Here is a 13,412-nt window from a genome sequence, read left to right on the forward strand (position 1 = left end):
GCAGGGCCCATTGAGCAACTGCGGCACTGCAATAAGGTTAAGCAAGGGAGAACAAGAGTGAAAATAGGCGCACCGAAAGAGAGTGCCCGGGGGGAAGCGCGCGTCGCGCTGACCCCTGAGAGCGCGAAGCAGATCCAAAAACTGGGCCACGAGTGCTTGGTAGAAACCGGCGCTGGCTTGGCAGCGGGCTTTAATGACGACACTTATCGTGATGCAGGCGTTACCGTCGTGGACGGGGCTGATGCGCTCTGGAACGACGCTGAGGTGGTCATTAAAGTTCGAGAGCCCTCTGATGAAGAGGCCGAGCGGCTGCGGGAAGGCCAAACCTTGATTGCCTTCTTCTGGCCAGCGCAAAACGAAGCGCTGCTCGAGAAGTGCAAGTCCCAGGGCGCCACCGTTATTGCTATGGATATGGTGCCGCGTATTTCACGGGCGCAGAAAATGGACGCGCTCTCCTCCATGGCCAATATCGCCGGCTACCGGGCGGTGATAGAGGCAGGCAACAACTTTGGCCGCTTCTTCACTGGCCAGGTAACGGCGGCAGGTAAAGTGCCCCCGGCCAAGGTGTTGGTCATTGGCGCTGGCGTGGCGGGATTGGCGGCGATCGGCACGGCCACCAGCCTGGGCGCCGTAGTGCGCGCCTTTGACGTACGCCCCGAGGTCTCTGAACAAATCGAATCCATGGGCGCGGAGTTTCTGTTCCTTGATTTCGAAGATAGCCAGGACGGTTCCGAAAGCGGTGGCTACGCCTCGCCCTCAAGCCCGGAGTTCCGCGAAAAGCAGCTTGAGTGTTTCCGCGAGCAGGCGGCCGATGTGGACATCGTGATTACCACCGCGCTGATTCCCGGCAAGCCCGCACCTAAGCTGTGGTTGGAAGATATGGTCGAGGCCATGAAGCCGGGCTCGGTGGTGATCGACTTAGCGGCTGAGAAAGGCGGCAATTGCGATCTCACTAAGCCAGACGAGCGGGTGGTGTCGGATAATGGCGTGGTGGTGATCGGCTACACCGACTTCCCCTCGCGCATGGCAACGCAATCATCGCTTCTCTACGCCACCAATATCCGCCATATGTTGACCGATCTGACGCCAGAGAAAGACGGCGTGATCAATCATAATATGGAAGATGACGTGATTCGTGGCGCCACCGTGACGCACCAGGGTGAGGTCACCTTCCCACCGCCGCCGCCCAAGGTGAAAGCGATTGGCGCGGCCAAGCCGAAGAAGAAAGAAAAAGAGCCCACGCCGGAAGAGAAAAAAGCCGCCGAACATGCGGCGTTCAAGGCGCAAACCAAGCGTCAAATCGGATTGCTGGCTGTCGGCGGTGCGCTCATGCTGCTGCTTGGCCAGGTGGCGCCGACCTCATTTATGCAGCACTTTATTGTCTTTGTGCTGGCCTGCTTTATCGGCTTCCAGGTGATTTGGAACGTGAGTCATTCGCTGCATACGCCTTTAATGGCGGTGACTAACGCGATCTCGGGCATCATTATTCTCGGTGCTATTTTGCAGATTGGCACGAGTAGCGTGATCGTGGGCATATTAGCGGCGATTTCGGTGCTGATCGCGTCAATCAATATTGTGGGTGGCTTCCTGGTGACACGCCGGATGCTGGCCATGTTCCAAAAATCTTAAGCGGCGGAGAGACGATATGTTAGGACAAGGATTCGTATCTGCCGCGGCAATCGCGGCGAGTGTGCTGTTTATTCTGTCGCTGGGCGGCCTGAGTAACCAAGAAAAAGCCAAACGAGCCGTGTGGTACGGCATTGTGGGCATGGCGGTGGCGGTGTTCTTTACCGCTTTAGGCCCGGGTATTGGCGGCTACTGGTGGCTGATTCCGATGATGGTGATTGGGGCAGGCATCGGCGTGTACGTAGCGGGCAAGGTCGAGATGACCGAAATGCCCCAGCTAGTGGCGGCGCTGCACAGCTTTGTCGGTTTAGCCGCGGTGTTTGTGGCCTGGAGTGCGGACTTAGAGCGCCGCCGGGTCATGGCGGCGCAGGCAGTGGATGGTGCCGCACAGGAGTTTTCCGCTTTTGCCGCGCTGGTGGCCACCAAGGCCCCAGACGAACTCACCTTTCTGCAAATTGAGGTGGTTTTCGCCATCTTTATCGGCGCGGTGACCTTCACCGGCTCGGTAATAGCGTTTGGCAAGCTGGCAGGTAAAGTCGACGGTAAACCACGCCAACTGCCTGGCGGCCATTTGCTCAACGCCGGGGCGGCCGTGCTATCACTGCTATTGGCGATTTTGTACCTCAACGGCGCAGGCTTCTGGACGCTGCTAGTGCTCGCAGCGCTGGCGTTCTTTATTGGCTATCATCTGATTATGGGTATTGGCGGGGCCGATATGCCGGTGGTGGTCTCAATGCTTAACAGCTACTCCGGCTGGGCGGCGGCGGCGGTCGGCTTTACGCTCTCCAACGACCTGCTGATTGTCACCGGTGCGCTGGTGGGCTCCTCCGGTGCGATTCTTTCTTACATTATGTGTAAGGCGATGAACCGCAACTTCGTCAATGTGATCCTAGGCGGCTTTGGCGGAAGCACTGGGCCAGCGGCGGAGATCGAAGGCGAGCAGGTGGCGATTGACGCTGGTGGTGTAGCTAGCGCCCTGAACGATGCCGATAGCGTGATTATCGTGCCGGGCTACGGCATGGCAGTGGCCCAGGCGCAAAGCGCAGTGAGCGACCTAGTGCGTAAGCTGCGTGCAGCGGGCAAGACCGTGCGCTTCGGTATCCACCCGGTCGCGGGTCGCTTGCCAGGGCATATGAACGTACTGCTGGCAGAAGCCAAGGTGCCTTACGATATCGTGTTGGAAATGGATGAAATCAACGACGATTTCGCCACCACCGACGTGGTGATCGTGATTGGCTCCAACGACATTGTGAACCCTGCGGCCGAGGAAGACCCCAATAGCCCCATCGCTGGTATGCCGGTATTGAAGGTATGGGAAGCCAAGCAGGTGTTTGTCAGTAAACGCGGCCAGGGCACCGGCTACTCCGGTATCGAAAACCCGCTGTTCTTCAAAGAGAACACGCGGATGTTTTATGGCGATGCCCGGGATAGCCTGAATACACTGCTGCCGTTGATTGATTAGGCCTTTGCAACTTTTAGCTACCCATGCAACTTGGCTACCCATGCAACTTAGCTAGACGCTAGGTTACTAAGAGCCATTAAGTACTGAGCCCGCGAGCAATCGCGGGCTTTTTAGTTGCGCGACTGCCCATGGATCGATGCCGATCAGTTCGGCGTCCATGTCGCGTTTCCTCCAGCGTATTAACCGCATAGCGGGCGAGACGAGTGCCTACTCGTCAGCCCAGGCGGCGAGGGCGGATTGCTCTCTCATCGAGTATCGTCTTCGGAAGCGTGAACCAGATACAGATGCCTTTTCCCGGCTTGCTCTCGATGACGAGTTGGGACTCGTGGCGCTTCAGCACTTCGGAGACGATAGCGAGTCCCAGCCCGGTGCCTTCACCCCGCTCACGTCCAATCGTGGTGCGATAGAAGCGCTGTGAGATAAGGGGGATTTCTTTTTCGGGGATGCCGACACCGGTATCTCTGACTCCGATCTTGAGTCGGGTTTCGTCGAACTCGAGAATCCGGATCGAGACCGTGCCGCCGGTGTTGGTGGCGGTGATGGCATTGTCGACCATATTGGTCAGCGCGTGATCGATCAGTTCGATGTCGGCGGAGACCTCGGCTATCGCCGCCTGGTTCTCCACACGAAGCTCGATGCCTTTCTCCAGCGCGCGAGGGTGAAATTTACCTAGAATGTCGTTGGCCAATTCGGCGAAGGAGAACGTGCTTGGGCATAGCGGTCGGCCAGCGATATTGGCGCGAGACATCTGAGAGAGCTGGTCGGCCAGCTGGGCCAGTCGTTCCACGTTGGCGCGAATGGCATCCAGACCGCTGCGTGTTTCATCGTCGAGAGGCCTGCGATCCAACTGCTTGGCATAGCCTAACAGGGAGGTCATCGGCGTGCGGAATTCGTGGGACAGGTTGGCGATGAGTTCCCGACGCTGGCGGTCGGTATCGTGCAGCGCCTCGACCTGGGCTTCGATGGTGGCCGCCATGTCGTTGAAGGCACGCCCGACCCGGCCGATTTCGTCGTCGATCGACTCGGGACTGCGCTGCCGGTAATCGCCCTCGGCAAAGTGTTGGACGGTGCGGGTCAGACGGGAAAAGCGTCGCGTCAGAAAAGCGAAGAGGGCGAGACCCACCGCCAGCGTCAATGCCAACGCCACGCAGCCTGCGATGAGCAGCGTGCGCGAGATGCTGCTCGTCTGCCAGATGTTGGCCATCGAGACGTCTGTGTTGGCCTCCAGTTGCACCATCAGATAGCCCGATTGCTGCTGCGGGCCGTAGGTGATCGGGGCAACCGAAAAAACGCCCTCGTCGCCCCGGCAGGGCATGTCTGCATAGACCGGCAGCATGGGCATGTCCGAAAGCAGTTCGTCGATAGCACCCCGGTCGATTCGCCGGCCGAGTCCACAGCGGTCGGGGCCGTAAGCGCCAACCACCGTGCCGTCGATGTCGAGCGCGTAGAGCGAGAGCGCCGGATTGATGGTCATGACCTGCTCTACGGCCGCTCGAGTCGAGGGGACGTCGACGCCGTCGTCGAGCGAATCCTGCAGTACGCGGGTCAGATGATGGGCCATGTCGATCTCATTGCGTTGCAGCCATTCGCGTCCCAACTGATTGAACTGATCGACCGCCACCAGCGTGGTCGTGGTGGAGAGTGCGATCATGCTCACCAGATAGACGAACACGATGCGCGCGAACAGGCTGCGGTAGGTTCTGCGCAACGATTGGCCGAGGCTCATGGGGCGTTCTCGTCGGAGGCTGATGCCGGGGCGTCGGTGAACCGGTAACCGGTGCCCCATACGGTGAGAATGTACTCGGGCCGCGCCGGGTCTGGCTCTATCTTGCTGCGCAACCGATTGATGTGCGTATTGACGGTGTGATCAAAGCCGTCGAATTCCGGGCCCCATACGGCATCGAGCAACTCGCTGCGGGAAAATCCCTTACCAGGGTGGCGGGCAAAGAACACCAGTAGGGCGAACTCCCGGGTCGTGAGCTGAATCATGTTTCCGTCGAATTTGACGCTGTAGCCGTCGATGTCGATCTCCAGCGCCTTTATCTTCATAAGCGTCGACGACGTACGCGCCTCCATCGCCTTTCGACGACGCAGAAGCGCTTGGATTCTCGCCAATAGGATGTCGGTGTCGAATGGCTTGGTGATGTAGTCGTCGGCACCGATTTCCAGACCGACGACCACGTCCCGCGTTCCGGCGAGCGCCGTCAGCATGATGATCGGAATGGTGGCGTCGTGAGTGCGAATGTCTCGACACACGGCGAGACCGTCGATGCCCGGTAGCATCAGATCAAGAACGACGAGCGAGGCATTCCGCCATCGATGCAAGGCTTCTTCCCCGGTCGAAACCCAGGTCGGCTGATGGCCCGCCTGTACGAGAATGCTCGTTAATAGCCGACCGATATCGGGATCGTCCTCGACGCAAAGTATCGGGCACGACATATCGGTTCTCCTCTAAGTGAGCTGTGAATCCTAGCCCAATGTATCTCGTCAATCATCACGGAAACGTTATCACCGAACGTTATGATTCCGTGATGATTGAGCTGAATTTCCTGTTTATCTTGGGCAAGCCGTGTCGGATCGGACACGGTTTGCCTAGATAAATCAGGAGAGCATCATGACCCGCACGACACCCAAATATCTACTCGCCTTGAGTGCTGTACTGCTGAGTGGCGGCCTTGCCTTCACCACGCTCGCCAGTGCCCAGACCGACAATATGTCCCAGGACTCGATGAGTCAGGACGGCATGAGCCACGACGATGGCATGAGCCATGACGACGGTATGAGCCACGACGACGGTATGAGCCACGACGACGGCATGAGCCACGACGATAGCATGAGCCATGACGAAATGAGCAGCGACTCCATGGAGCATGCCAACTAAAAGTTGCGGTCCGGCAACCAGGCGCTGTCTGGTTTGCCGGACGCCTTCGTTTCGAGGTCAATATCATGTCTGAGTCTGTCAAAGCTACGATCGATAGTGACTCGACCGGTAATGTGCCCGGTGCGCCGGTCACACGAGTGATCAAACGACATACGTTGGCGACTCGTCTGTGGCATTGGACGAATCTCGTCTGCCTAGTCGTGTTGCTGATGAGCGGTTTGCAGATATTCAATGCACACCCCGCGCTTTATTGGGGGGAGCAATCCGATTTCGCCAACCCTTTCATCGCGATACATGCGCGCACCGCCGAAGATGGCGAGCGCATGGGCGTGGTTCGCATCGCTGGGCAGGCGTTTGACACCACCGGTGTACTGGGGCTTTCCGATGACAACGGCCAGCTACGCGAACGGGCCTTCCCCCGCTGGGCGACGCTGCCGGGGGACAAGTGGCTGACGATGGGGCGCAACTGGCATTTTCTGGCTGCGTGGATCTTTGTGCCGCTGGTTGTCGCGTATCTGCTCTATATCCTGCTGGTGCCCCAACGACGACGGGCGCTGTTTCCAACGTGGGTGCAGTTGAAGAACATTCCGCGGACGCTACTTGATCATGCGCGGCTGCGTTTTCATCACGAAGCTGACTACAACGGTATCCAGAAGCTGACCTATCTTCTGGTGCTGTTCGGGTTGCTGCCAGTAATGATTCTGTCGGGGCTGACTATGGCACCCAGTGTCAACGCCGCCTGGCCGTGGCTCACCGAACTTTTCGGTGGACGACAGAGTGCACGCACCTTTCATTTTCTCTGTGCAACGGCCCTCATTGGCTTTTTCGTCGTGCACATCGCGCTGGTGCTGGTATCCGGCGTTTTCAACAACCTGCGCTCGATGGTAAGCGGTCGCTACCGCATCCAGGTAGAAGCGCATGACGGATCGGAGCCGAGGCATGACTGACTCGAACACCAGACTCTCGACATCATCACCGCCTGACCGCGCTCGACGGCGACTACTGGGTGGCCTGTGCGCGTTGGGGGCTGGCACCTTCCTCACCGGTTGCGATCGACTGTCGGAAAGCGCGCCCGTGCGCGCGGCGCTGAGTAACGTCGAGCAACTCTCTTACAAGGCCCAGCGTCTGATCGCCTCGCGCCAGGCACTCGCCAAGGAGTTCGACGAGAGTCAGATCGCGCCGGTGTTTCGTCCCAATGGCACCACCAACCCGCAGGAGGATTACTATCGTGCCTGGGTCGAGAATGGATTCGCCGACTGGCGTCTGACCATCGACGGTCTGGTCGAAGAGCCGATGACGCTGTCATTGCTGGCGCTTCGGGAAATGGCCTCACGAACCCAGATCACTCGTCACGATTGCGTCGAGGGTTGGAGCTGTATCGGGCAGTGGACCGGCGTTCCTCTGGCGGATCTGCTTGATCGGGTGCGTCCGGCAGATACCGCGCGCTTCGTGGTTTTTCACTGTGCAGATCACACCTACGGTGGGTCGGATCTGTATTACGAGAGCCTCGACATGATCGAGGCGTATCATCCGCAGACGCTGCTTGCCTACGATCTCAACGGCGAACCGCTACCGGTGGCCAATGGGGCGCCGATCCGTCTGCGCGCCGAGCGTCAGTTGGGTTACAAGCAGGCCAAGTACGTGATGCGCGTCGAACTGGTGGAAAGCTTCAAACAGCTCCACGGCGGCAAGGGAGGATATTGGGAGGATAGGGGGTATGACTGGTGGGCGGGCATCTAGGCGATGACCGCCGAGCGCTTGAGGGCTTCACTTTAGGCTCGTCGTACAATCTTTAACATGCTATCTGTTGCCTGAGGTCCCGATACTTCCGCTCGACGGCTGGGCCGACTAGATTCTGTGCAGGGTACTGCTACTCCTGCTATGGTCGAATACCCCCTTATGTATTGAGCAATCGCTACTATGAATCAACGCCCCAATCCCCGAGTGCTGCTGCGTTTGTTGGGTCTACTGCGCCCCTACCGCACGCGGTTGGCTCTGGCTGGCCTAGCGCTACTCATGGCATCGGGAAGCGTGCTACTGCTGGGTAATGGGCTGCGCTTAATCATCGACCGCGGTTTTCTGGACGCGGATGCGCAGGCGCTAGCGCAAACACTGGCTCTGATGCTGGTGGTAGTGGCCGTGCTGGCGTTTGCCTCCGCACTGCGCTACTACCAAGTGACCTGGATTGGCGAGCGCCTGGCTGCCGACCTTCGCCAGCGAGTGTTTGATCATTTACTCACCTTAGAACCCAGCTTTTTCGAGAGCGCAAGCGACGGCCGTGCCGCCGGAGAGATTGCCTCACGATTAACCGCCGATACCAGTGTGCTACAGAGCCTGTTTGGCTCTTCAGTCTCGCTGGCGCTGCGTAATCTGGTCATGCTGGTGGGCGCCGTGGTGCTAATGCTGGTCACTCAACCGTGGCTCTCGGCAATGGTGCTGATAGGTATCCCCGCCACTCTGCTGCCCATCGTGTGGTACGGCCGCCGGGTGCGGCGGCTTTCGCGCACCAGTCAGGATCGCGTGGCCGAACTAGGTCGCTATGCTGAGGAGGCGCTGAGCGGTATTAAAACGCTTCAGGCATTTACCCACGAGGCGATGGATAAAAGCCACTACGGCCAGCGGGTTGAACAGGCCTTTGGCAGCGCTGTAGAGCGCACCCAGCAGCGCGCCTGGTTAACCGGTATCGCCATGCTGGTGGTGTTTACCGCGGTTGGCTTAATGCTCTGGCAGGGCGGTCAGGCGGTGCTAAACGGAACCATGAGTGCGGGCGAGCTATCGGCGTTTATCTTTTACGCCGTGCTGGCAGCAGGGGCCATTGCCACCCTGGCCGAGGTGGCAGGGGATGTACAGCGTGCGGCAGGCGCTGCCGAGCGCTTATTGGAGCTGCTCGATACCCAGCCCGCTATCCAGTCGCCGGTAAATCCGCAGAGCCTGCCAAGCCCTTCGCGTGGTGAGATTACCCTGGAGAACGTCACCTTTACCTACCCTGGTCGGGAAACCCCAGCGCTGAACGGGTTTGATCTACATATCAAGCCGGGAGAACGAGTAGCGGTGGTGGGGCCTTCCGGGGCAGGTAAAAGCACGCTGTTGGCGCTGCTGCTACGCTTTTATGACCCCAGCCAGGGGCGCATTACCTTGGATGATAGGGATGTCCGTACGCTAGATCTTGCCGCCTTACGCAGTGCCATGGGGTTAGTGGCGCAGGAGCCGGTGCTGTTTAGCGGCTCTGTGGCCGAGAATCTTCGCTATGGTGATCCTGAGGCTGATATCGATAGATTACGCATTGCCGCTCAGGATGCCAGCGCCCTCGACTTTATCGATGCGCTGCCCCAAGGCTTTGACACGCCCCTAGGCCCCGGTGGTGTGCAGCTCTCCGGAGGCCAGCGTCAGCGGCTCGCTATTGCTCGGGCGCTGCTCAAAAATCCTGCGGTACTGCTGTTGGATGAAGCCACCAGCGCCTTGGATGCGGAGAGTGAGCGGCTGGTGCAGCACGCGCTGGATCGGCTGATGGTCGGGCGCACCAGCATCGTGATCGCCCATCGGCTGGCGACTGTCATCGCCGCTGACCGCTTACTGGTGCTTGATGGTGGGAAACTGGTAGCGGCGGGCACTCACGCGGAATTGCTCACCACCAGCGCGCTCTATCGTCATTTAGCCGCGTTGCAGTTTGGCGGTGAAACGTTATAAAACGATTCTTTTAATGATGGGAATACCGATGTCGAGCTTCTTTCAGCGCCTTAATGCCGTAAATGCCCCTTCGATTGGTCTGGGCTGTATGAATCTCTCCCACGGTTACGGCAGCATCGTGCCGGAAAGCGCAGCCCTACGGGCGCTGGATGAGGCCTTCGATATGGGCTATCGCCACTTCGATACCGCCACGCTGTATGGCGCCACGGCCAATGAGAAAGTGGTCGGGCGCGCCCTGGAGGGCAAGCGGCACCAACTCTTTCTGGCCAGTAAATGCGGCATGGCGATGGACCCTGAGTCAGGCAAGCGGGTCATTGATGGCCGCCCGGAAACCCTGCGAAAACAGTGCGAAGCGAGCCTTGCGCGCCTGCGTACCGACCATTTAGATCTCTACTACCTGCACCGCTTGGATCGCCAAGTCCCCATTGAAGAGAGCGTGGGTGCGCTGGGGCGCCTGGTGGAAGAAGGCAAGATTGGTGGCGTGGGGTTATCTGAAGTCTCTGCGCTAACGTTGCGGGGCGCGGTCACCGAATATCCCATTGCCGCGGTACAGTCGGAATACTCGCTGTGGACGCGCAACCCGGAAATCGCCCTGATCGATGCGTGCCGCGAGGTGGGAGCAGCCCTGGTCGCGTTTAGCCCTCTGGGACGAGGCTTCTTAACCGGTGCCATTCAAGATCCCTCGCGTCTCGAAGAGGGCGATATGCGCCGTAATATGCCGCGCTTCAGCGCCGAAAACTACCCGCATAATCTAAAACTATTTGAACGCCTTGCGTCGCTGGCGCAGGCCTTAAGCGTCACGCCGGGGCAGCTGGCACTGGCGTGGCTGAAAGCCAAAGGCGGCGATATTATCCCCATTCCCGGCACTCGCTCCGCTGACCACATGCGCGAAAATTTAGCCGCGGAAACGCTGCACCTCGATGTCACCACAGTGCAGCAGTTGGATGCCATGATGACGCCAGAGCAGGTCGCAGGGGCTCGCTACAGCGAGGTGCAGCAAGCGGATATCGACACCGAAGAGTTCACCCGTTAGCAGAGTTAAGCAGCGGGTACAAACAGCAGTGATGGATAAAAACTATTAGAGTAGTCACAAAAAGCAAATTGTGCCTATGAGGGATCTGCTTTAAAACAGTACCAAGTGAGTGAAGCGTCCTTATACTGCGCTACGAGCAGAGCGTTAGCACTATCGTAAGCGTTAGGGGGCTCACCGTCAGTCGACTTGGTAGCCGCTCTTTTCAACATACCCAAGACGAACGCAACCAAGACAAAAGCTGTTAAGACACAATGAAGTTAGAGGGAGAGAGCTATGAGTGGTAAATGTCCTGTAATGCATGGTGGTAATACCTCCACGGGCACGTCTAACAAAGACTGGTGGCCGGAAGGAATTAACCTGGATATCTTGCACCAGCATGACCGCAAAACGAACCCGATGGATGCTGATTTTGACTATCGGGAAGAGGTTAGAAAGCTCGATTTTGACGCGCTCAAGCAAGATGTTCACGCGCTGATGACCGACAGCCAAGCCTGGTGGCCTGCCGATTGGGGCCACTACGGCGGTCTAATGATCCGAATGGCGTGGCACTCTGCGGGTACTTATCGTCTGGCCGACGGCCGCGGTGGCGGCGGTACCGGTAGTCAGCGTTTTGCACCACTCAACTCCTGGCCGGATAACGTTAGTCTTGATAAAGCGCGCCGTCTGCTGTGGCCGATCAAGAAAAAGTATGGCAACAAGATCAGCTGGGCCGACCTGATGATTCTAGCCGGTACTGTTGCCTACGAATCAATGGGACTGCCTGCCTACGGCTTCTCGTTTGGTCGCGAGGATATCTGGCACCCGGAAAAAGATATCTACTGGGGCGATGAGAAAGAGTGGCTGGCACCTTCCGACGAGCGCTACGCGGACGTTGAAAAGCCGGAAACCATGGAAAATCCGCTAGCTGCGGTTCAGATGGGTCTTATTTACGTTAACCCTGAAGGTGTTAATGGTGTGCCCGACCCGCTGAAGACCGGCCAGCAGATACGCGAAACCTTCGCTCGTATGGCGATGAACGACGAAGAGACCGCAGCGCTTACCGCCGGTGGCCACACCGTGGGTAAGTGTCACGGTAACGGTGACGCGGCAGCACTGAGTGCTGAGCCCGAAGCGTCGGACGTTGAAAATCAGGGTTTGGGCTGGGGCAACCCAACCATGGGTGGCAAAGCGAGTAATGCCGTGACATCTGGCATTGAAGGCGCCTGGACAACCAATCCAACGCAGTTCGACATGGGCTATTTCGATCTGCTGTTCGGCTACGAGTGGGAGCTGCGTAAGAGCCCCGCAGGCGCTCACCAGTGGGAGCCGGTAAACATTAAGGAAGAGGACAAGCCGGTTGACGCCAGCGACCCCTCTATCCGTCACAATCCGATCATGACCGATGCGGATATGGCCATGAAAATGGATCCGACCTACCGCGCCATTTGTGAAAAATTCATGGCGGATCCGGAGTACTTCAAGCAAACGTTCGCTAAAGCATGGTTCAAACTGACCCACCGTGACCTAGGCCCGAAATCGCGCTACATCGGCCCGGAAGTGCCCGCTGAAGACTTGATCTGGCAGGATCCTATTCCGGCTGGTAGCACCGACTACAGCGAAGAAGTGGTTAAGCAGAAAATCGCCGAAGCCGGCCTGAGCATCAGTGACATGGTCAGCACCGCCTGGGACAGTGCTCGCACTTACCGCGGCTCTGACATGCGTGGCGGCGCCAACGGTGCCCGCATTCGTTTAGCGCCTCAGAAAGACTGGGAAGGCAACGAGCCTGCGCGTCTCGCCAGCGTATTAGCAGTTTACGAGAAGATTTCTGCCGACACCGGCGCAAGCCTTGCCGACGTGATCGTTCTGGCCGGTAGTTTCGCCATTGAGAAAGCCGCCAAAGCCGCAGGCTACGACGTTCGCGTACCCTTCCTGAAAGGGCGTGGCGATGCTTCTGCCGAGATGACCGACGGTGAATCGTTTGAGCCGCTAGAGCCGCTGGCTGACGGTTTCCGCAACTGGCAGAAGAAAGACTATGTAGTGAAGCCGGAAGAGCTGTTGCTGGATCGCGCTCAGCTGATGGGGCTGACAGGGCCGGAAATGGTCGTGCTACTTGGCGGTATGCGTGTACTCGGCACCAACTATGGTGGCACCAAGCACGGCGTATTCACCGACCGTGAAGGCCAGTTGACCAACGACTTCTTCGTCAACCTGACCGACATGGGCAACACTTGGAAGCCGGTGGGCAAAAATGCCTATGAGATCCGCGACCGTCAAACAGATGCTGTGAAGTGGACGGCTACCCGCGTTGACCTGGTGTTCGGTTCTAACTCGCTGCTGCGCTCCTACGCGGAAGTCTACGCCCAGGATGATAACGACGAGAAGTTTGTCAAAGACTTCGTCGCCGCCTGGACGAAAGTGATGAACGCGGATCGCTTTGACATCGCTTAAATATATCGAAATTTATTGAAAGCAAGCGAACCCCGCATCCTCGGATGCGGGGTTTTTTTGCGAATAATAGTGGTGTTTTGAATTAACAATAGCCCTTTTATGCCGGGTTTAAGCTAACTCAGAATTTCTGATGCAACAAAAAGGAAAAGGCGTTTTTACAAACAAAGTAGCCAGGGTAATTCCCCATTTTTAGAGGGCAAACATCGTTACGTGATCATAGCCTTACCGATAACGGGCCGGATTCTATGCGCTTCCATCTCACGTGGCATGCCTGTGTAAAACTCCATTATGCTGAC

At 58.0% G+C, this 13,412-nt stretch carries 10 protein-coding genes; 8 read left to right on the top strand and 2 right to left on the bottom strand.

All coding sequences use genetic code 11. The annotated features are described in order from the left end of the window. Positions 1-57 precede the first annotated feature (57 nt). Together AC4EYZ_RS14710 and AC4EYZ_RS14715 are read left to right on the top strand one after the other, a co-directional pair. Positions 58-1,629 carry a Re/Si-specific NAD(P)(+) transhydrogenase subunit alpha gene (locus AC4EYZ_RS14710; protein ID WP_022521513.1) on the top strand — a complete coding sequence of 524 codons (1,572 nt, stop codon included), beginning with the start codon at positions 58-60 and terminating at the stop codon, positions 1,627-1,629. Between the two features lie 16 nt (positions 1,630-1,645). After that, positions 1,646-3,088 (top strand): NAD(P)(+) transhydrogenase (Re/Si-specific) subunit beta, encoded by a 1,443-nt coding sequence (locus tag AC4EYZ_RS14715; RefSeq protein WP_027958301.1) that lies wholly within the window; start codon positions 1,646-1,648, stop codon positions 3,086-3,088. A gap of 214 nt (positions 3,089-3,302) precedes the next feature. On the opposite strand, the gene AC4EYZ_RS14720 is transcribed toward AC4EYZ_RS14715, so the two are convergent. After that, on the bottom strand, positions 3,303-4,814 hold the full coding sequence (locus AC4EYZ_RS14720; RefSeq protein ID WP_474191543.1) for a sensor histidine kinase: 1,512 nt from the start codon (positions 4,812-4,814) through the stop codon (positions 3,303-3,305). Further along, positions 4,811-5,527, bottom strand: coding sequence for a response regulator transcription factor (locus tag AC4EYZ_RS14725; protein ID WP_051051791.1), 717 nt, complete (start codon positions 5,525-5,527; stop codon positions 4,811-4,813). Before AC4EYZ_RS14725 ends, AC4EYZ_RS14720 begins: the two co-directional genes overlap by 4 nt. Before the next feature lie 175 nt (positions 5,528-5,702). Between AC4EYZ_RS14725 and AC4EYZ_RS14730 the strand changes: the two genes are divergently transcribed. From AC4EYZ_RS14730 to katG, 6 genes are all read left to right on the top strand, one after another. Beyond that, positions 5,703-5,969: a pentapeptide MXKDX repeat protein gene (locus AC4EYZ_RS14730; protein WP_474191544.1), complete on the top strand. Its 267-nt coding sequence runs from the start codon at positions 5,703-5,705 to the stop codon at positions 5,967-5,969. Positions 5,970-6,034: 65 nt separating this feature from the next. Beyond that, entirely contained in the window at positions 6,035-6,916 is an 882-nt protein-coding gene (locus AC4EYZ_RS14735) for a cytochrome b/b6 domain-containing protein (RefSeq protein WP_474191545.1), read from the top strand. After that, a complete protein-coding gene (locus AC4EYZ_RS14740) occupies positions 6,909-7,709 on the top strand; it encodes a molybdopterin-binding protein (protein ID WP_474191546.1) in 801 nt (266 codons plus the stop codon). Before AC4EYZ_RS14735 ends, AC4EYZ_RS14740 begins: the two co-directional genes overlap by 8 nt. A gap of 180 nt (positions 7,710-7,889) precedes the next feature. Further along, positions 7,890-9,656: an ABC transporter transmembrane domain-containing protein gene (locus AC4EYZ_RS14745; RefSeq protein ID WP_041159011.1), complete on the top strand. Its 1,767-nt coding sequence runs from the start codon at positions 7,890-7,892 to the stop codon at positions 9,654-9,656. Positions 9,657-9,684: 28 nt separating this feature from the next. Further along, the gene (locus tag AC4EYZ_RS14750) at positions 9,685-10,689 is read left to right on the top strand and encodes an aldo/keto reductase (protein WP_041159010.1); all 1,005 of its coding nucleotides are present in this window, start codon (positions 9,685-9,687) and stop codon (positions 10,687-10,689) included. A gap of 273 nt (positions 10,690-10,962) precedes the next feature. After that, on the top strand, positions 10,963-13,116 hold the full coding sequence (katG, locus tag AC4EYZ_RS14755; RefSeq protein ID WP_041159009.1) for a catalase/peroxidase HPI: 2,154 nt from the start codon (positions 10,963-10,965) through the stop codon (positions 13,114-13,116). Positions 13,117-13,412: the final 296 nt, after the last annotated feature.

It is taken from the genome of Vreelandella sp. 162(4c), assembly GCF_058152265.1.